Raw genomic sequence first — 19674 nt, forward strand, 5'->3', positions numbered from 1 at the left:
TGAATTACAAAATTTACATCGTATATTGTCATCCTATTGGTGAAAAAAATATGGTATAAAACATTGTCAGAGGAAGGGGATCATAGGGTGATGGAAAATATACTTTGGAATTTGTTTATGAATACCGGGAATATTCATTTTTACTTACAATATAAAAGGATACAGAGGAACCGAGGGGATCAGAAATGTACCCAGGAAGAATATGAGAGGAAAGAAGCGATTTTGAGGTGATGAAATGCTTTTCAAGACCGACGGAGTGGTCTTAAAACAAACCAAATTTGGAGAAGGGGATGTAATTCTTACTCTATTTGCAAAAAAACTAGGAAAAATCCAAGCTGTCGCTAAAGGAGCCAAAAAATCAAGGGGAAAGTATACAGGCAGTACGCAACCTTTTGCCTATGGAGAGTTTGTTCTTTTTAAAGGGAGGGACTTATATCAGGTTTCCCAGGCAGATTTAAAGGAATCCTTCTATCGGCTGCGGGAGGACATAACAAAACTGGCCTATGGTGCCTATATTCTCGAATTAACGGAAAGCATTATTACAGAAGGCCAGACGAATAACCGGCTCTTTCATGCCCTATTGCATTGTTTAGAAGTATTGACAACTTTGGAGAGAGATTATGAGACTGTGGTGAAGGCCTACGAATTGAAGCTGCTTTACTACTCGGGATATAAACCCGAGTTGGATCGATGTGTCCATTGCGGCAGCAGAAAAGGGAAAGAATTCAAATTTAGCTCCAGGGAGGGGGGCATCCTATGTAGAATTTGCTTTGGACAGGACCTGTTCGCCATGAAGATTTCTCAGACAACGATCAATGTGATGAAGTATCTGATGCATAGTGATCTAAAGCAAATTGCTCGTTTAAAAATAAAAGCCGATGTAATGGAAGAATTAAATAAAATTTTAAAGCATTATATCTCTACCCATTTAGAAAAAAATAAATTCAAAAGCATTGAATTTTTAAATGTTATTAGAGAAACTCATAATATTTAGAAAGGTGGTTTTACAATGGAAATTAGCTTGGAAAAAATTGATCTGGTGAGAGAGAGGACAGGAGTAACCTATAAGGAGGCCAAGGAAGCCTTAGAGGCTGTAGGCGGAAATGTAGTGGATGCCATTATACATATTGAAGAAAAGCAAAATGTGAAATGGGCCGACAACCTTTCGGGAATGGGGAATGAAATCCTTGAAAAATTGAAGGAAATTGTGAAAAAAGGCAACGTAACGAAAATTCTGTTAAAAAGAGACGGAGAAACTATTATGAATATTCCCGTTACTGCCGGTGCCATCGGTGCTATTCTTTCTCCCCCCGTTGCTATGGCAGGTGTTCTGACGGCCTTGGTTACGAAATGTCGGATTGAAATCGTGAAGACCAATGGAGAGATTGTGGATATCAATGAGATGGCAGAAGATACATTGAATACGGTGAAAAGCAAGGTAGATGGCTTGAAGCAGAAAATAAATCCCGAGAAAAGCGAGGAAAATACAACGGATAAAGAAGAATAATTTTCTTTGTGATTTGATCTTTACAGGCTTCCATAGATATGGTAAAATTTTTTAAAAATAAATATGGCTCGCAATGATGGAGAAGAGTAGTCAAAGTCAATTATGACAGAGAGTCGGTGGGGCTGGAAATCCGATATAATTGCTTGATGAAGGGAGCTCTTGAGCGAATACAGCAAAAGTGGATACCGATGTATCAACTAGGGTGGAACCGCGGAAGCAAAGTCTTTCGTCCCTTGATGTGGGATGGAAGACTTTCATTTTTTTATGAAAATATAGAGGAGGTATGAGGATGGCTACAGAAAAAACCATGGACAAAATTGTTGCACTGGCCAAATCAAGAGGATTTGTATTCCCGGGATCGGAAATATACGGAGGACTGGCCAATACATGGGATTATGGCCCTTTGGGAGTAGAACTGAAGAATAATGTAAAGAGAGCTTGGTGGAAGAAATTCATACAAGAATCACCCTACAATGTGGGATTGGATTCTGCCATACTGATGAATCCCCAAACTTGGGTGGCCTCAGGTCACGTGGGAGGATTCAATGATCCCCTGTTGGATTGCAAACAGTGTAAATCAAGATTTCGGGCAGACAAGCTTATTGAAGACTATTTCAAGGAAAAAGGAGAAAATACCTTTTCTGTAGATGGCTGGCCCCATGAAAAAATGGAGACATTTATTCGGGAAAAGCAGATTAAATGTCCTGAATGCGGGGCCTTAGATTATACGAATATTCGGCAATTTAATTTGATGTTTAAAACTTATCAAGGGGTAACGGAGGATTCCAAGGCAGAAATTTATTTAAGACCTGAAACTGCCCAAGGAATTTTTGTGAATTTTAAAAATGTGCTAAGAACCACAAGAAAAAAAATTCCCTTTGGTATCGGACAAATTGGAAAGTCTTTCCGCAATGAAATTACACCGGGCAACTTTACTTTCAGAACCCGTGAATTTGAACAGATGGAACTGGAATTCTTCTGCAAGCCGGGAGAAGATTTAGAATGGTTCAATTATTGGAAGGATTTTTGCAAAAATTGGCTTCTCAGCTTGAATATGAATCCTGACAATATACGGCTGAGAGATCATGAAAAGGAAGAACTGTCCCATTACAGCAATGCCACCACAGACATTGAATACAAGTTTCCCTTTGGATGGGGAGAGTTATGGGGCATTGCAGACAGGACTGACTTTGATTTAAGGCAGCACAGTGAATATTCTGGCACTGACTTTACTTACCAGGATCCCGTAACCAATGAAAAGTATATCCCTTACTGCATTGAACCGTCTTTAGGAGCGGACAGGGTAACCCTAGCATTTTTGATTGATGCTTATGGAGAGGAAACCTTGGAAGACGGCAGCGAACGGGTTGTATTAAAATTACACCCGGCTTTGGCGCCATATAAAGCCGCTGTGTTCCCACTGACCAAAAAACTTAGTGAAGGTGCTACAGAATTGTTCCATAGACTTTCTAAAAAATTCATGGTGGATTATGATGAAGCAGGTAGTATCGGAAAAAGATACAGGCGGCACGATGAAATCGGGACACCCTTTTGCATTACTTACGATTTTGAAACCCTTGAGGATCATGCGGTGACAGTTCGGGATCGAGACAAAATGACGCAGGAAAGAGTAAAAATTGAGGATTTAGAGAAATATATTGAAGAAAGAATTGCCTTCTGATGTTAAAAGCCAATGGTCAATGGAGGTAAAAATTGCAGACAATAGAAATCACAGAAGACGCTGTCATTTCTATTGTCTATTTTTCTATTCGAGCATGGTGAACAAAAATCTTCAAAAAATCTATTGAAATCTATAGTAAAGTGTGTAAACATTTGTTAAAATAGGGTATATAATATAGCATAAAAACAAATAGTATATCACATTTTGCGGATTCTTATTTATAGGGGTGATTCTTATAGAACTTTCAGAAAGGCAACAGAGAATTATTGAGATTGTAAAGGAAAATGAACCGATTACCAGTGAACAGATTGCACAACTGTTAAAAGTAACAAGGGCTACCTTACGACCGGATTTAGCCATATTGACTATGTCGGGCATTTTGGATGCAAGGCCGAAGGTGGGATATCTTTATTCTGGCAACAACGCGGTGAGCATTATTTCTGAACACATTAAAAGAACAAAAGTAAGCGATATAAAATCTATGCCTGTGGTTGTGGATGAGCAGACGACTTTGTATGAAGCGCTGGTTGCACTGTTTTTAGAGGATGTGGGGTCCATCTACGTCCTTTCCCACGGATTTTTGGCAGGGGTTGTTTCCAGAAAGGATTTTTTGAAGAGTATTATGGGGGGGACAGATATTCATAAAGTACCCGTAGGATTGATCATGACCAGAATGCCTAACATTATTATGACATATCCCCATGAAACGGCCTTGGAGGCAGCTATTAAGATTATAGAGCATGAGGTAGACAGTCTCCCGGTCGTAGAAAAACAAGAAGGAAAAGGGAAAGAATATTATAAAGTTGTTGGAAAAGTATCCAAAACCAATATTACACGACTCTTTGTAGAGCTGGGAAGACAAAAATAGACGGGAGGTTCAGGAGAAATGAGCAAAAGACTGGTAGTGTATGTGATTTCGGATTCTATTGGGGAGACGGCTGAACAGGTAATCAAAGCTGCCATTAGTCAATTTGATTGCTCCAATTGTGAAATCAGAAGATTTCCTTACATATCGGAAGAAGAACAAATCAAGGAGATTTTTCAAGAAGCCATTCATGAGAAAAACTGTATGATTATTTTTACGATGGTCATCCCATCATTACGAAAAATGTTGACGGAAACTGCCAAAAAGCATCAAATTCATGTAGTGGATATTATGTCTCCTATTCTGGAATCTTTACAGGATATTTTAAAAGAAGAACCAAAAAATGAGCCTGGGCTGATCAGAAAACTGGACGAGAAATATTTTAAGAAAGTAGAAGCAATTGAATTTGCTGTAAAATATGATGATGGAAAGGATCCTAGGGGGTTAAAAAAGGCGGACATTGTCTTAATAGGCGTTTCCAGAACTTCCAAGACTCCTTTGAGTATGTATCTTGCCCACAAGAACATCAAAGTAGCCAATGTGCCCCTTGTGCCGGAGGTGCCTGTACCGGAGGAACTATTTGAGATTTCACCGAAAAAGATTATTGGCTTGACGACAAATCCCATCAAATTAAACGAGATACGTCAAGAGCGATTAAAGGCATTGGGGTTAAGGAACGAGGCAAATTATGCCAGTATGGAAAGAATCCTTGAGGAACTTGATTATGCTGAAGGACTTATGAAAAAAATAGGATGTCCGATTATCGATGTATCCACGAAAGCTGTAGAGGAAAGTGCCAATATTATTCTTGAGATTATGAAGCAAAATGGGAATTGGAAATTATAAGATAAATCTATGAAGGGAGATGAATTGATGAAAACCAAGTTTGTGTATGCCTTTGAAGAGGGAAATAAGGAAATGAAATCATTGCTTGGGGGAAAAGGTGCAAATCTGGCAGAAATGACAAAAATTGGATTACCTGTTCCGCCGGGTTTTACAGTTACAACGGAGGCCTGTAACCGATACTACAAGAATAATAAAAAAATTGATGATGAAATGGTTCAGGAAATATTTGAGCATTTGGAGAATCTGGAAAGAAAAATCGGGAAAAAATTTGGATCCACAGAAAATCCTTTATTGGTATCTGTACGGTCCGGGGCTGTTTTCTCCATGCCGGGCATGATGGATACGATTTTAAACCTGGGATTGAATGATGAAACAGTGATGGCCTTGGCTTCGGCTACGGGCAACGAGCGATTTGCCTATGACAGCTACCGAAGATTTATACAGATGTTTGGGGATGTTGTTTTAAATATACCGAAGTATAAATTTGAGCACATTATGGATGCAGAAAAAGAAGCCCACGGAATAGAATTAGATACAGATTTGACGGTGCAAAACTTCAAAAATATTATAGGAAGATATAAAGAACTGATAAAGAAAGAATGGCGCAAAGAATTTCCGCAGGATCCAAAGGAACAATTACTCATGGCTGTGGAGGCTGTTTTTGACTCATGGAACAATCCCCGGGCCATTGTTTATCGTGAATTGCACGATATTCCCAATCATTTGGGAACGGCAGTCAATATTCAATCCATGGTTTTTGGAAATATGGGCAATACTTCAGGAACAGGCGTTGCATTTACAAGAAACCCGGCTACGGGAGAAAAAAAATTATTTGGAGAGTTTTTAATGAATGCCCAAGGAGAAGATGTGGTGGCAGGCATCAGAACCCCTCAGTCTATCAGCCATTTAAAAAATGTGATGCCTGAAGTCTATGATCAGTTTGTTGCTGTAGCGAATCTGTTGGAAAATCATTATAAGGACATGCAAGATATAGAATTCACCATTGAGAATGGAAAATTATATCTGCTGCAAACAAGAAATGCGAAAAGAACGGCAGTTGCAGCAATACATGTGGCAGTGGAAATGGTGGAAGAGGGAATTATTGATCGAGAAACTGCTCTGTTGCGGATAGATCCTATGCAGCTCGATCAGCTTTTGCATCCTACTTTTGAAGAAAAAGCCTTAGGGGAAGCGGAAAAGATCGCCCAAGGATTGCCCGCATCACCGGGTGCAGCTACAGGCAGAATTTATTTCAATGCCCATGATGTGGTAAAAGCTGTTCATGAGGGGGAAAAGGCCATTCTGGTCAGACTGGAAACTTCCCCGGAGGATATAGAAGGAATGGTAGCTGCAGAAGGAATTCTAACGGCTAGAGGAGGCATGACTTCCCATGCGGCCGTAGTGGCAAGGGGAATGGGAAAATGTTGTGTGGCCGGATGCGGCGAGATAAAGGTGGATGAGGTCAATAAAGTTTTTCGGGTAAATGATAGAATATTGAAAGAAGGAGATTTTATTTCTTTAGACGGAAATACAGGAAATGTGTATCAAGGAAGCATCCCTACCCGTGAACCTGAGCTGACGGGAAATTTCGGAAAACTAATGGAGTGGGCCGATGAAATAAGGGTCTTAAAGGTGAGAACCAATGCCGATACGCCGAGGGATGCTGCCACAGCCGTGAAATTTGGAGCAGAAGGGATCGGATTATGCAGAACGGAGCACATGTTCTTTGAAGAAAACAGAATTCCTGTGGTCCGACAGATGATTGTAGCCAAGACCATGGAAGAACGAATGGCGGCTTTGGAGAAGCTACTACCATTCCAGAAGGAAGATTTTGTGGGAATTTTTGAAGCTATGGGAGAAAGACCTGTAACCATAAGATTGTTAGATCCCCCTCTACATGAATTCCTGCCCCATACTGATGAAGATATCCATATGCTGTCCTCTCAAATCGGTATCGACGAAAAAGTATTAAAGGAAACGGTGGAAGATTTAAAGGAATTTAATCCGATGCTGGGGCACAGGGGATGCAGACTGGCCATTACCTATCCGGAAATATATGAGATGCAGGTCAAAGCCATTCTTATGGCTGCAATCCAAGTGAAAAATGAGAAAAATATTCATGTGAAGCCGGAGATTATGGTGCCTCTGATCGGCCATGAAAAAGAGCTGGCCATTATCAAGGATTTAATTATAAAAACGGCTGAAAAAATCTTAGCGGACCAGAATGTTCAAATCGAGTATATGATTGGCACGATGATTGAAGTGCCAAGGGCAGCATTGACAGCTGATGAAATAGCAAAACATGCAGAATTCTTCTCCTTCGGAACCAATGATTTAACGCAAATGACCTATGCTTTTTCTAGGGATGATTCAGGTAAGTTTATCGGAGAATATAGAAAAAAAGAAATTTTTGAAAAAGATCCATTCCAAAAACTAGATCAAATTGGTGTAGGAAAGTTGATGAAGATAGCCATTGATCTTGGAAAGGAGGCAAGGCCAGAGTTAAAGCTGGGCATCTGCGGGGAACACGGAGGAGATCCGGAGTCCATTGAATTCTGTCATAGAATTGGTTTGCATTATGTTTCATGCTCCCCTTATCGCGTACCGATTGCAAGATTGGCAGCGGCCAGGGCGGCGGTTTTGAAGAAATAGATGTTGAAGGCACGGCTGTGACCGTGCCTTGAGTTTGTAGACATCCCCTTGAGATTTGGCTTCCTGTTCAGACCTGCTCCGTTTTTCTGAATAAAAAATTAAGGAAAAAAGCGGCTGACTGATTCGAGACGAAGTCTAAATCTCAAGGGTTCATTAACATGATGTTGCTTCACCTATAGATAATGGTTTTCGAATTCCTGGATAAATTGTTCCTTGCGGGCAGAACAATTTTTTAATTTAAGAAATCTTTCTATAAAATAGGTTTCATCCCCTTCATTTCCCATAAATCTCCTTGCTTCCTTATATAGCTTTTCAGGAAATATCAGAAAGGCCAGCAATGCTTTTTTTTCATCCAGGGTAAGGGGATTTATTTCTTCATAAGTGTCAATGACATATCTTGCCACGTGAAAATTCCAATTGGTATTGCTTCTGTACATAATCCTCCGGAGTAAGGAGGACAAATCATGGAGGGGAATATCCAGCTTTGCACGGTCAAAATCAATCATATAAACCTTATCATTGTCTATATATAGATTTTTATTTACATAGTCCAAATGACAATATCGATTTTCTACAACAGCCTTTTTCAGGATACGGTCAAAATCAATTGCAGATAAGAGACTCAAAGATTTGATGATTGCAGGAAATTCTAATTGAAGGACTGGGAAAAGGGGTTCATGTACCAAACTGAATCGATAATCGCTATAAATGGAATCTCTGAATTTTAACAGTTTTCCTGCTTTGTTGTGGAAGTCATGGTACCAATTGCAATAGTTATAGCGGTTTTTTGCCTTGGGCAAATAGTTAAAGCCTGATCCATGCTGATGAAATCGGGCCAGATTTTGGGCGATCAGTTGTAAATGAGGCATATGATCATAATTGCATTTTATGCCCTTTATCCAAGTCATCAGGAAAAATAGCACGTGATTATGGCATACAAAGAGTGTTTGCTTCTTGGTTCGGATGATTTCAGGAACGTTCATGTGTTTATTCTTTAAATACTCCATCAAATATAATACAAATTCCAAGTCATGGACTGAATAATAAACTTTTTTTAAGCAATAATCAAAATGGGGTGTTGTTACCTTATAGATAGCCCTTTCTTTATCGGATTTTTTAATTTTTATAATCTCGATATGATTGATTTCGAGATCATAATGACTTAAAATATGTTCCTTTATAAAATTTAGGTCTGTCAAATCAATATTTGAAGCAACGGACATGGGATCACCTTCCTATGCAACTTGGAATTTGTCTTGCGGATAAAGGAATAGACATGTGCCAGAATTCGTATTTTATGGAATAAAAAGTAATCGAAAAAATGTTCGAATTTATGAAGGAATAACATTGATGCTGTGGTATATATATATTACATTATGAAATATTTATTAATAAAAAGTGAGGTAAAGCAATGGGATTTAGAGAAATCACAGAAAGGTTTGAACAGGAAAGACTTTCGAAATATGCATCTAAATCTGCCAATACCAAAGGAAGAAAAATTGAAGAAGAAAAATGTTCCATAAGGACAGAATATCAGAGAGATAGGGACAGAATTCTCCATGCAAAGGCCTTCAGAAGATTAAAACATAAGACCCAAGTATTTCTTTCACCGGAGGGGGATCATTATAGGACAAGGCTGACCCATACCTTGGAGGTTGCTCAAATTTCCCGTACGATTGCCAGAGCACTGCAGTTGAATGAGGATTTGACGGAGGCCATTGCCCTTGGCCATGACTTAGGCCATACTCCCTTCGGGCATAGTGGTGAAAAAGTCTTAAATCATATCCATCCTGGTGGTTTTCGACATAATGAACAGAGCCTCAGGGTCGTGGACCACTTGGAAAAAGGGAAACTTGGGTTTGGGTTAAATTTAACCTTTGAGGTGAGGGATGGCATATTAAACCATACGGGAGAGGAAGAACCCATCACTTTAGAGGGACAGATTGTAAAATTGAGCGATAGGATTGCTTATATCAACCATGATATTGATGATGCCCTTCGTGCCAATGTACTTACCCCATCGGATCTGCCGAAGGACTGTATTGAAAAATTGGGTGCAAGTCATAGCGAACGTATTAATAATATGATTATCGATGTAATTTATTTTAGCTATGACAAACCGAGAATTGGAATGAGCGATGAAAAGTTATACTATACAAATAAATTGAGACAGTTTATGTTTGAGAATGTATACCTAAGCAAAAAAGCCAAAAAAGAAGAAGAAAAGGCTCAGTATATTATGGAACAGCTTTACCATTATTTTGCAGAGCACCCGGACAGAATGCCTCTAGAGATTCAAGGGAGGATAGAAAAGGGTAATATTCGTGAGGTTGTTAAGGACTATATTGCAGGAATGACAGATCGTTATGTGATCCATCGGTACATGGACATTTATGTACCGGAGGTATGGAAGTAAGGTTTCTGAAAATTATGGATTTATATTTTTGATAGAGAATTAGAAGGAATAATGCTGATATATGTCGAAGTATGAAATTCGCCATAGGATCCGATGAGGTCGAATGGAATGCTGTATGATGGTTTGCATTTTATGCAGGCATTGGACAAACTCATTTCAGAAGCACGATATAATCCCTGTGATGAAATAGAAAATGAAAAATTTCACGATAGAAGGAAATTTTATAAGAATGGAGAAACAATAATATAAGGATTATATTAGGTGATAAAAAATGGGTATACATGTAAACGAAGAGATTATTGAAGAGATTCGCAGGCGGAATGATATCATTGATATCGTTTCCAGGTATGTTCCTCTGACCAAAAGCGGAAGAAATTATAAAGGCTTGTGTCCATTTCACCATGAAAAAACACCGTCTTTTATGGTATCCGATGAAAAACAGTTATATCATTGCTTTGGCTGTGGAGAAGCCGGCAATGTTATTCATTTTGTCATGAAGATGGAAAATCTGGACTTTATCGATGCTGTAACCCTCATGGGACAATGGGTGGGGATTCATGTCGAGGAAATATCTTCTAACAAGCAGGAAAAAGAAGAATTAAGTAGAAAAAATAAGATATATGAAATTAACAGGGAAGCAGCACTATTTTATTATAAGAATTTATTGAAAAAAAATAGTCCAGGATTGGCATATTTAAAACAAAGAGGCCTTGAAGAAAGCGTGATCAGGAGATTTGGACTGGGATATGCTGAAAATCATTGGGAGACTTTAAATACTTACCTAATAAGAAAAGGTTACGACCAAGAATTCATCTGCAGCGCCGGGCTGGTTTTAGAAAAAAAAACAAAAGACGGCTTTTATGATAGATTTAGAAATCGAGTGATTTTTCCCATTATTAACACTACCGGCAATGTAGTTGGTTTTGGCGGAAGAGCCCTAGATGACAGCTTGCCAAAATATTTAAATTCTCCAGAGACGTCTGTATTTCATAAAGGAAATAATCTATTCGGTTTAAATCTGGCGAAAAAGGAGATTGGGAAAGATCGTAAAATTATTGTGGTAGAAGGATATATGGATGTAATTTCTTTATATCAACATGGTATCAGAAATGTTGTAGCTTCTTTAGGAACGGCATTGACGAAACCTCAAGGGGAGATGCTGAAACGATATAGCGATGAAATTATCATTGCATACGACGCAGATGCCGCTGGACAGAAGGCGACCTTAAGGGGCTTGGACATTTTAAACGAATTAGGATGTAAAGTAAAAGTGATTCGGTTAACAGAGGCAAAGGATCCCGATGAATTTGTGAGGCGAAAAGGGAAAGACGCTTTTCTGGAAGAAGTGGAAAGGGCTTTACCTTTCCTTGATTATAAAATTATATTAGCCAAAATGGAAAATGACGTAAGGACGACAGAAGGAAGAATACAATTTGTCAAGGCTGTAGCTGCCTTGTTGAAACAAATAAAGAGTCCTGTGGAGGTAGATGCCTATATAAAAAAAATAGCCTTGGAGTCTCAAATTTCTGAAGAAGCTATAAAAAGAGAAATATTTGGAAATCATATGTATGATCCTTCTAGACAGTTGCAGAAGCCTTTTTTTAACAGGGATAAGTATAGAAGTAAAGCGGATAGACATACTAATAAGTATAGTGTCCAATCGGTGAAACCTATACAAAAACAGGGGTATGTGGAAGCGGAAAGAAGCTTGCTTAAGCTAATTTTACAAGATAAAGAAATTTTTTCTAAAATAAAAACGATTATTCCTTATAGTGATTTTACAGACTCTGTACACCAAAAAATTGCAAAGATGATTTATGGATGTTATGAGATGCATGGGAAAATTTCTATGGAAATGCTCTTGAATGATTTGGATATAGAAGAAGTGAAAATTTTGGGTGATATCCGCCAAATTGTTGTTCCCGAAGAAAATGTAGAGAAGGCATTGATGGACTTTATTCATACAATGCATAACCATAAATTAGAAGAAGAGAAAAAGCGTATCGAAAGAGAATTGGAGAATCTGGAAAAAAAAGATAGCAAAACTCAAGAAGAAATGGTGAGGATTAGGGAGTTATGTGGAAATTTGGAAAAAATACTGAAAGAATTAAAAAGATTATAGCACCATCGGGAAGGAGGGAAGGGTGATGAGCAAAAATATGGATAATAATATGGAGATCGTGAAGGATTTGATAGATAAGGGCAAAAAAAGGGGAATGCTTACCTATAATGAAATCATGGATACATTAGAGGAAATCGACTTGGATAAAGAACAGGTGGAAGAAGTATATGATAGCCTTGCCTCCATGGGCATCGATATCGTAGGGGAACAGGAACCTGAAATTGAAATAGATGATCTTCCGGAAACGGAGGAAATTGTAGATCTAGATCTCTCTATTCCCAAGGGGATTAATATAGATGATCCTGTTCGGATGTATTTAAAAGAAATTGGAAAGGTACCCCTGCTTTCTGCTGAAGAAGAAATTGAATTGGCAAAAAAAATGGAACAGGGAGATGAAGAAGCAAAAAGAAGATTGTGCGAGGCCAATCTCCGGCTTGTTGTAAGCATTGCAAAACGGTACGTTGGAAGGGGAATGCTTTTTTTAGACCTGATACAGGAAGGAAATTTGGGACTCATCAAGGCTGTTGAGAAATTTGATTGGCGAAAAGGCTATAAGTTCAGTACCTATGCTACATGGTGGATTCGACAGGCGATTACGAGGGCGATTGCAGATCAAGCAAGAACTATTAGAATACCGGTACACATGGTAGAAACTATCAATAAATTAATCAGAGTTTCCAGGCAGCTCCTACAGGAGCTTGGAAGGGAGCCGAGACCGGAGGAAATCGCTACAGAAATGGATCTGCCTGTAGAAAAGGTAAGAGAAATCTTAAAAATTTCCCAAGAACCTGTATCTTTGGAAACGCCTATCGGAGAAGAGGAAGACAGTCATTTGGGAGATTTTATCCCTGATGATGATGCACCAGCACCTGCTGAAGCTGCTGCATTTTCCATGTTAAAAGAACAGCTGATTGAGGTTTTGGATACGTTGACGCCCCGGGAACAGAAAGTATTGAGACTAAGATTTGGTCTTGATGACGGCAGGGCGAGAACCCTGGAAGAGGTAGGCAAAAAATTTGATGTTACGAGGGAGAGAATTCGACAAATAGAGGCAAAAGCTTTAAGAAAGCTTAGACATCCGAGCCGAAGCAAGAAGTTGAAAGATTATCTGGAATAAAGACTTGTGGTATAAACAATCTTTATAAAGAATACGGCATTCAGCCTTACCCATGAGAGGGCAAGCTGGATGCCGTACAAAGTTTTAGAAGAATTTCTATCCTATATTTTTCAAGGCCTGATGGTTGAAATATTCAATGAATTACCAATATTGCTTCTGTTTGCCGTATTGGATTTTCTTTTCTTTCATCCTATCGCTTTCTTTTGCATCTAACTGATCTTGGAGGCGGTTCATCAGTTGATCTGCTTCTTCTTCCCATTCTATGGTTGTGCCGCCCCATTGAAAGCCAATAAAATTTGAAGCAGGAGTTGTGTTATCATGGTGTTGAAGTTTTTTCTCATTCATTGAAACAACACCTCCTAAGTTTATTTTTTGCACCAAAGAGCAAATTATGATACCAAAGACGATGATAATTTTTGGGGAATCCTATCTGAAAAAATTTAAAAAATAACCCCATGAATGTCTAATCGTGGGAAATGATGTTCAAGAGGATTTGGTGGCAGTCCATAAAGGAATGAAAACATTCTTCGTTGAAGATAATATCATTCACAGAGAAGATATGGAAATAAAGGCAGATGGCAGGGAAAACTGTATAGATTTGTTAAAATTTTTTAAAGTTTGTCAAGCTTCAAAGAAGGAATCAACCATGAACATATAGAATAATTCATATAGTGAGAGGGAATGATATGAAACTTACACCCAGATTGCTAGCGATAGCACAGCTTGTTCCCCAAGGGGCAACAGTTGCAGATATAGGAACAGATCACGGCTACATACCGGTATATTTGATCAAGAACGGAATTGCTAGAAAAGTCATTGCTACTGATGTAAACAAAGGTCCTTTGGGTAGCGCTCAGAAAAATATCACCATGCATTATATGGAGAATCATATTGAGACAAGATTGGGCAACGGTCTTGCGGTTTTCCAACCTGGAGAAGTTGATACGGTCATCATCGCAGGGATGGGAGGCCTTTTGATCCGGGATATTCTGACAGCAGATCAGAAGATAGCAGCGACAGTAGAAACTTTCATCCTGCAGCCTATGGTGGCTCAAGAGGAGTTAAGGCGATGGTTGTTGAGCAATCAATGGAAAATTGTAGATGAGAAGCTGGTAAAGGAGGATCATCGGATTTATGAGATTATGGTTGTAAAAAAAGGATTTCAATTTGTTTCCGATGAAATCTATTATGAGATTGGTGAGAAGCTCATAGAAAATCAAGACCCCTTGCTGCTGGAGTTTATTGAAAAACATTTAAGAAAATATAAAGAGATTATCCGCAATTTAACGGGTCAAAATAGTGAGATTGCCAATGATAAACGTGAAATGTGCCAGCGAAAAGTGGCGAAATTGGAAGAGGTGCTACAATGCCTGAAAAATGCCAAAAAATTATAAATTTCATAGAAAATTTTGCTCCTTCCCCTTTGGCAGAGCGTTGGGATAATGTGGGACTGCAAATTGGAGACAGGGACAAAGCTATCCATCGAGTGATGGTGTGTCTGGAAGTTACTGATGCCGTCATAGATGAGGCCGTATCGAAAAATATAGACATGATCATTACCCACCATCCCCTTATTTTTAAGCCTGTGAAATCCATTCGATGGGATGATCCCATTGGCAGAATGATTCAACGGCTTATCCGGCAGGATATCGTTCTCTACTGCGTACATACAAATCTGGATGTGGCTGATGGCGGCACCAACGATGCAATTGCTTTGGCTCTGAATATGGAGGAGATAAAACCTTTAACCAATACTTACAAGGAAAAATTTTTCAAACTGGCGGTATTTGTACCGGAATCCCATGTGGAGGCAGTGCGCGAAGCCATGTGCAGTGCCGGGGCAGGACATATAGGCAATTACAGCCATTGTACTTTTCAAACCTTGGGCATAGGAACTTTTCAACCTTTGGAAGGCAGCAACCCCTTTATAGGAACCCGGAATACCCTTGAAAGGATTTCCGAGTATAAACTGGAGACCATTGTAAGCCATAAAATGCTGCATCCTACGATTGAAAAAATGCTGAAGGCCCATCCCTATGAGGAAGTTGCCTATGATGTATTTGCCTTGGAAAATGAAGTAGATGCCCGCGGCATGGGAAGAATAGGGGTTTTGCGGGAGCCCGTAAAATTATCCATTTTCTGTGAGAAAATAAAATCAAAACTGGAATTACAGACCATAAGAATAGCAGGAGATGCAAATCGGTTTGTTCGCAAAATAGCTCTATGCACTGGAAGTGGATCAGAGTTTATTTATGATGCTTATCAAGCGGGATGTGATTGCTATATAACCGGTGATGTAAAGTACCATGATGCCCAGTATGCACTGCAGCTGGGGATTGCGGTAATTGATGCCGGCCATTTTGAAACAGAGAATTTTGCGTGCAAAATGATAGCCCAATATTTGGGAGAGATGGCCAGACAGCAAAAATATGACATCGAAATTATGGAATCTACAGCTTACATCAATCCCTTTCATGTACTATAGGAATAGGTTTTTTTGCCTATTCTTTTTTATTGCCATGATTTGGGTTTTTTACGAAAGTTTTTTCGAAATAAGGAAAACAGCCTAAAAAAATATGATAAAAAGGGGGATCTATATGGGTGCTGTTGATCAACTTTGGAGAATGCAAGAAGTAGAAGATCAGTTGGAAGAAGAAAGGAAACTGCAAAAGGCCATTGTCCATGGCAAAGAAATACAGGAGAAAATCTATGCCCATAAAAGTTTGAAAAGGCAGTGTGAAAATCTGAAGGCAAATATTGAAGAAACCCAGAAGGAAGTTAGAAGATTAGAGCTTCTGTTGACCGATGCAAATGACAGAAAAGAAAAAATAAGGGGTAAACTGTATGGCGGAAAAATCAATGATTTGAAACAGCTGGGTATGCTGCTAAAAGATCAGGAGAGGACAGAAAAGGAAGCACAACAGATAGAGAGAAGTCTGTTGAGAGCCATGGAAACATTGGAAAATCTGGAAGAGGATTCAAAGACAGCATGCAGCGGCGAACGAAAGTTGGGAATGGAGATAAAGAAAATGTTGGCAGATCGACAAAAGAATATAGAAAAAAGTGAAAAAAAGATTGCAGTACTTATCAAGGAATTGGAAGAGTTAGAAAAACAAATTCATAAAAAAGATCTGGAACTTTATCATTATATAAAATTCAGAAAAAACAAAGCCGTTGTGAAAACTCGCCAAGATATATGTGCAGGCTGCAACATGGATTTGCCTGTAATGACGATGATGCAGCTGAAAAGGGGAGAAATTACGACTTGTGATAATTGTGGTAGAATCTTATATAAAGGGGAATAGGGGTAGGTCATAGCGCTGTGGTTTCCTGTATTTTACATTTGACAATTCTATGGGATTATGATAAGATGTTATTTGTACCTAAAAAATAGAATAACGAGTAAGTCAGATGGTCGCGGGCGTGACCCTGTCACGAACGAGGAAAGTCCGAGCTCCATAGGGCAAGGTGCTGGATAATACCCAGTGGAGGTGACTCCAAGGAAAGTGCAACAGAAATATACCGCCAGAGAGATCTGGTAAGGGTGGAAAGGGGAGGTAAGAGCTCACCAGCAACTAGGCGACTAGTTGGCTCTGTAAACCCCACCTGGAGCAAGACCAAGTAGGGACGAAAAAAGCGGCGGCCCGTCGTGTCCCGTGGTAGGTCGCTTGAATCTACTGGCAACAGTAGATCTAGACAGATGACCATCAGATACAGAACTCGGCTTATAGACTTGCTCGTTTATATTATGGAAAACACTAGCTTACAGGCTGGTGTTTTTCTATTTCAGGTCTCTTTTATAATGGGCAAATATATTTTTTTTAAAGGGACGCTTTTTTAAAATGTAAAAGGAAATTGGTGGGAAATATGAAATAAGTGAAAAAATGAAATGAACGGATACAGATAAAAAACACTCTTTCGAGTGTTTTTTTATCTGTATCTTATTGTGTTTCTTGCACTTCAGCCTCTTGCGAGCAATGACGACGCTCGTCAATCTGATTGGGGAACAATTGTGGGAAGCTGGAGCAAATGGGTGAAATTTCGGCTGAAAGTACTGGGAAACCGGTGGACAATACGCACAATTGCACTGGAACGACAATTTTCTTCTCACAGGTTACGCACAAGGCAATTAATAAATTTGCTCTTACAGTCCCGGTGCGAGGATCGATTACGATGTCTCTGGCGATACTGTTTGTTGCCAGTCTTGTTTCGCAACTGATGTTGCAAAATTCAGTAAACCTTGGTAGGAAAGCTGTATCAAATACAGATGGAACACACAGCTCAAAGAAGTTTGTAAGAAGTAATGGATGTTGTTCTGTACCTACCGGTATGGTAGCGGTCAGGGTGACTTCACATTCCTTGTCGCAGTTATCTACGAAGATAGCATCAATTTCTACCACGACGCTGCCACGGATTTCGATGTTTTGTGTGCCGAAAACAGGAGTTCCTTTGCCTTCTTCATCACAGTCTTGCGTATTGACGAAAACAATAGATTCAGAGGCTGTTCCATCTGGGCCGATTACTCGTACAGGATTCCCACAACCGTCTTCAACAATTTCGCCACCGGATATGGTCGTCGTGGGAATGGCCCTCAGATTTCTTGCATCGTTGATATTGGCTGGATTAAAAAATTTTCTGCAGCGAATATCAAGAATTCTTATAATTCTTGCTCCTTCTCCCAGGGATGGAGAAAATACCTGATTGGCAACAGTTCTTAATCCTTGCAGATTAAATAAAGCTGCATCATATACTTTTTGCACATAGATCGGCTCATTTTTTACTTTTCGAAGGGTACCATCCCAGCTACAACCTGTATTTCCTTTGCAACATCTATCGGAAATCGAAAGACCAAGCACATCATTATTATGACTACATCCCATAAATTTACCTCCTTATCATCAAGAATATTTAGAAATATCTATTTCTAATGCCAGTATATTCTGCAAGACATTTTATGTTACTCTACTTATAAAATTTGTCATATTTTCCATACTTTTTACATATGGTTATATGAAGGAATTTTCCATGAGAAATCTGCGTACGATATTATATGCATCTTTCGAAGTAAAGGTTATGGCAGCCTGCTTTCAAAGATAAATCATTTCATGGGATGGTGAGGTTATGGGTTTTGTAAATCAGACGGGAATTTTGGCAAATGACAGTTTTGGTAATTTATACAGCTTTCTTTGGAGCGAAGAGAAAATCGTACTGGTTTATTTTGATAAAATATTGGGCAGTACGGAAAAAATTGTACTCGTAGAGGATTGCTCCTTAGAATTTGATGTTGCCATTGACAAAGATGATACCTTGTATGTAGTCTGTCAAAAAAAAGACGGCAGTATTTTATTGTTGGATTATACCAATGGTACCTGGCATACAAGCATTCTGGTAGAGGCAAATCCTGCCAAGATATACAATCTGAATATTGCAGCTTATGAAAAGTCAGTTCATATCTTATATTGTGTTCCCGGTAAGGAGAACAGCAGACGTTACAGAATTTATCATCATTTTTATGAAAAACAGACTTGGAATACTTTTGAGATGGAAGACATTGGAAGAAAAGATATTTTAAATCCCTTCCAAATCCTTATAGAGAAGGATCAATTGATGATAGGATATTATAATCTGGTAAAAAATGAAGAGCAAATTTTCATTAAAATGTTTGACATACCCAACGGAAAATGGGGACCTAGCATCCAGCTCACCTATGACGCCAATTATAAAATTTATCTGGATATGCTGCTGATGGGTAAGGAAAATCTGCATTTGGCTTATAGTGAATATGTTGAAGGAAATTTGGTCATAAAATATGAACGTTATAAAAGAAAAGCAAATCAGGTGACAAAAACAACGGAAGAGGTTGTGTCCAATCTGGCCAATTGTTCTTATCCTACATTTGTATTTAATGATCAAAAATTATGGCTCATTTGGACGGAATATGATCAGATTGTCAGTTGTTATACTTCAGACATGGGAGCTACCTGGAGTGTACCTTATTTGTGGAAAGAATCAAAGGAGCAATCTTTTGTCCGCTATAAATTTTTGACCAATGATGAAAATCTCAAAAGAAATTATTTGTTAAACTATTCCTTTGGGAAAGAATTCCCAACGTTTTCTTTTATTGGATTCGGTTCTTTGGAGAAGGCCACAGAAATTCCTCTGAAATCAAAAAAAAAAGAAAAAGGGGGGATCATATCCAATATGAATGGTGAAGAAAGAAAAGGAATCGGTGAATTTTGGGAAGGGGTAGAGATGAAAGAATCAGAAAGAAATATGCCGATAAAAAACGAAGAGGCAGAAAACGAAGTGACCAGACTGAAAGAAGATTTAAAAAGGCTGGAGGAGAGAATTGAGAATATAGAGGAGTATTTCCATCGAAGAAGAAGAGGCATCTTATTTTCTCCACGAAAGTAAGACGGGAAAAGCAGATTGAGGCAGTATAAAATCCTACAATCTGCTTTTTTGTGT

18 protein-coding genes and 1 other RNA gene are annotated in these 19674 nt (G+C 38.9%); 16 read left to right on the plus strand and 3 right to left on the minus strand.

From position 1 onward, the window contains the following. Window positions 1-90: 90 nt before the first annotated feature. The 7 genes from AN619_RS16680 (at window position 91) to ppdK (ending at window position 7551) form a co-directional block, all read left to right on the plus strand. Window positions 91-231 carry a YqzL family protein gene (locus tag AN619_RS16680; protein WP_157064938.1) on the plus strand — a complete coding sequence of 47 codons (141 nt, stop codon included), beginning with the start codon at window positions 91-93 and terminating at the stop codon, window positions 229-231. Window positions 232-235: 4 nt separating this feature from the next. After that, entirely contained in the window at window positions 236-994 is a 759-nt protein-coding gene (gene recO, locus AN619_RS06685) for a DNA repair protein RecO (protein WP_068555949.1), read from the plus strand. Between the two features lie 15 nt (window positions 995-1009). Beyond that, complete coding sequence (locus tag AN619_RS06690) at window positions 1010-1507, plus strand: DUF4342 domain-containing protein (protein WP_068555950.1); 498 nt, start codon at window positions 1010-1012, stop codon at window positions 1505-1507. Between the two features lie 289 nt (window positions 1508-1796). Next, a complete protein-coding gene (locus AN619_RS06695; RefSeq protein ID WP_068555951.1) occupies window positions 1797-3188 on the plus strand; it encodes a glycine--tRNA ligase in 1392 nt (463 codons plus the stop codon). Between the two features lie 226 nt (window positions 3189-3414). After that, the gene (locus AN619_RS06700) at window positions 3415-4056 is read left to right on the plus strand and encodes a helix-turn-helix transcriptional regulator (protein ID WP_068555952.1); all 642 of its coding nucleotides are present in this window, start codon (window positions 3415-3417) and stop codon (window positions 4054-4056) included. A gap of 18 nt (window positions 4057-4074) precedes the next feature. Beyond that, a complete protein-coding gene (locus AN619_RS06705; protein ID WP_068555953.1) occupies window positions 4075-4899 on the plus strand; it encodes a pyruvate, water dikinase regulatory protein in 825 nt (274 codons plus the stop codon). A gap of 27 nt (window positions 4900-4926) precedes the next feature. Next, window positions 4927-7551: a pyruvate, phosphate dikinase gene (gene ppdK / locus AN619_RS06710; RefSeq protein ID WP_068555954.1), complete on the plus strand. Its 2625-nt coding sequence runs from the start codon at window positions 4927-4929 to the stop codon at window positions 7549-7551. Window positions 7552-7724: 173 nt separating this feature from the next. On the opposite strand, the gene AN619_RS06715 is transcribed toward ppdK, so the two are convergent. Beyond that, window positions 7725-8774, minus strand: a complete 1050-nt coding sequence (locus tag AN619_RS06715) for a CotS family spore coat protein (protein ID WP_068555955.1) — start codon at window positions 8772-8774, stop codon at window positions 7725-7727. A gap of 188 nt (window positions 8775-8962) precedes the next feature. Here AN619_RS06715 and AN619_RS06720 point away from each other — a divergent pair, with 188 nt between their 5' ends. From AN619_RS06720 to rpoD, 3 genes are all read left to right on the plus strand, one after another. Continuing rightward, window positions 8963-9967 carry a deoxyguanosinetriphosphate triphosphohydrolase gene (locus AN619_RS06720; RefSeq protein WP_068555956.1) on the plus strand — a complete coding sequence of 335 codons (1005 nt, stop codon included), beginning with the start codon at window positions 8963-8965 and terminating at the stop codon, window positions 9965-9967. 271 nt (window positions 9968-10238) lie between these two features. Then, window positions 10239-12089 (plus strand): DNA primase, encoded by a 1851-nt coding sequence (gene dnaG / locus AN619_RS06725; protein ID WP_068555957.1) that lies wholly within the window; start codon window positions 10239-10241, stop codon window positions 12087-12089. 25 nt (window positions 12090-12114) lie between these two features. Further along, window positions 12115-13206: an RNA polymerase sigma factor RpoD gene (gene rpoD, locus AN619_RS06730; protein WP_068555958.1), complete on the plus strand. Its 1092-nt coding sequence runs from the start codon at window positions 12115-12117 to the stop codon at window positions 13204-13206. Window positions 13207-13347: 141 nt separating this feature from the next. Here rpoD and AN619_RS06735 read toward each other — a convergent pair whose 3' ends face one another. Then, window positions 13348-13551 (minus strand): hypothetical protein, encoded by a 204-nt coding sequence (locus AN619_RS06735; RefSeq protein ID WP_068555959.1) that lies wholly within the window; start codon window positions 13549-13551, stop codon window positions 13348-13350. Window positions 13552-13702: 151 nt separating this feature from the next. On the opposite strand from AN619_RS06735, the gene AN619_RS06740 reads away from it, so the two are divergent. From AN619_RS06740 to rnpB, 5 genes are all read left to right on the plus strand, one after another. Beyond that, window positions 13703-13864 (plus strand): hypothetical protein, encoded by a 162-nt coding sequence (locus AN619_RS06740; RefSeq protein ID WP_157064939.1) that lies wholly within the window; start codon window positions 13703-13705, stop codon window positions 13862-13864. Window positions 13865-13892: 28 nt separating this feature from the next. Beyond that, on the plus strand, window positions 13893-14600 hold the full coding sequence (locus AN619_RS06745; RefSeq protein WP_157064940.1) for a tRNA (adenine(22)-N(1))-methyltransferase: 708 nt from the start codon (window positions 13893-13895) through the stop codon (window positions 14598-14600). Further along, window positions 14573-15691, plus strand: a complete 1119-nt coding sequence (locus AN619_RS06750) for a Nif3-like dinuclear metal center hexameric protein (protein ID WP_068555961.1) — start codon at window positions 14573-14575, stop codon at window positions 15689-15691. Before AN619_RS06745 ends, AN619_RS06750 begins: the two co-directional genes overlap by 28 nt. A 112-nt stretch (window positions 15692-15803) precedes the next feature. Continuing rightward, window positions 15804-16511: a zinc ribbon domain-containing protein gene (locus tag AN619_RS06755; RefSeq protein ID WP_068555962.1), complete on the plus strand. Its 708-nt coding sequence runs from the start codon at window positions 15804-15806 to the stop codon at window positions 16509-16511. Between the two features lie 94 nt (window positions 16512-16605). After that, an RNA gene (gene rnpB / locus AN619_RS06760) (RNase P RNA component class A) lies at window positions 16606-16950 on the plus strand. A gap of 197 nt (window positions 16951-17147) precedes the next feature. Here the strand turns inward: rnpB and AN619_RS06765 are convergent. Beyond that, entirely contained in the window at window positions 17148-18086 is a 939-nt protein-coding gene (locus AN619_RS06765) for a hypothetical protein (RefSeq protein WP_068555963.1), read from the minus strand. A 241-nt stretch (window positions 18087-18327) separates the two neighbouring features. On the opposite strand from AN619_RS06765, the gene AN619_RS06770 reads away from it, so the two are divergent. Continuing rightward, window positions 18328-19620: a hypothetical protein gene (locus tag AN619_RS06770; RefSeq protein ID WP_068555964.1), complete on the plus strand. Its 1293-nt coding sequence runs from the start codon at window positions 18328-18330 to the stop codon at window positions 19618-19620. The last annotated feature ends 54 nt before the right edge of the window (window positions 19621-19674 follow it).

Source organism: Thermotalea metallivorans (assembly GCF_001562415.1).
Lineage (GTDB): Bacteria > Bacillota > Clostridia > Peptostreptococcales > Thermotaleaceae > Thermotalea > Thermotalea metallivorans.

Excerpts from the sequence above, each read along its gene's own strand:
- AN619_RS16680 (WP_157064938.1), top strand. The coding sequence starts at position 91 with ATGGAAAATATACTTTGGAATTTGTTTATGAATACCGGGAATATTCAT.
- recO (WP_068555949.1), top strand. The coding sequence starts at position 236 with ATGCTTTTCAAGACCGACGGAGTGGTCTTAAAACAAACCAAATTTGGA.
- AN619_RS06690 (WP_068555950.1), top strand. The coding sequence starts at position 1,010 with ATGGAAATTAGCTTGGAAAAAATTGATCTGGTGAGAGAGAGGACAGGA.
- AN619_RS06695 (WP_068555951.1), top strand. The coding sequence starts at position 1,797 with ATGGCTACAGAAAAAACCATGGACAAAATTGTTGCACTGGCCAAATCA.
- AN619_RS06705 (WP_068555953.1), top strand. The coding sequence starts at position 4,075 with ATGAGCAAAAGACTGGTAGTGTATGTGATTTCGGATTCTATTGGGGAG.
- ppdK (WP_068555954.1), top strand. The coding sequence starts at position 4,927 with ATGAAAACCAAGTTTGTGTATGCCTTTGAAGAGGGAAATAAGGAAATG.
- AN619_RS06715 (WP_068555955.1), bottom strand. The coding sequence starts at position 8,774 with ATGTCCGTTGCTTCAAATATTGATTTGACAGACCTAAATTTTATAAAG.
- AN619_RS06720 (WP_068555956.1), top strand. The coding sequence starts at position 8,963 with ATGGGATTTAGAGAAATCACAGAAAGGTTTGAACAGGAAAGACTTTCG.
- dnaG (WP_068555957.1), top strand. The coding sequence starts at position 10,239 with ATGGGTATACATGTAAACGAAGAGATTATTGAAGAGATTCGCAGGCGG.
- rpoD (WP_068555958.1), top strand. The coding sequence starts at position 12,115 with ATGAGCAAAAATATGGATAATAATATGGAGATCGTGAAGGATTTGATA.
- AN619_RS06735 (WP_068555959.1), bottom strand. The coding sequence starts at position 13,551 with ATGAATGAGAAAAAACTTCAACACCATGATAACACAACTCCTGCTTCA.
- AN619_RS06745 (WP_157064940.1), top strand. The coding sequence starts at position 13,893 with ATGAAACTTACACCCAGATTGCTAGCGATAGCACAGCTTGTTCCCCAA.
- AN619_RS06750 (WP_068555961.1), top strand. The coding sequence starts at position 14,573 with ATGCCTGAAAAATGCCAAAAAATTATAAATTTCATAGAAAATTTTGCT.
- AN619_RS06755 (WP_068555962.1), top strand. The coding sequence starts at position 15,804 with ATGGGTGCTGTTGATCAACTTTGGAGAATGCAAGAAGTAGAAGATCAG.
- AN619_RS06765 (WP_068555963.1), bottom strand. The coding sequence starts at position 18,086 with ATGGGATGTAGTCATAATAATGATGTGCTTGGTCTTTCGATTTCCGAT.
- AN619_RS06770 (WP_068555964.1), top strand. The coding sequence starts at position 18,328 with ATGGGTTTTGTAAATCAGACGGGAATTTTGGCAAATGACAGTTTTGGT.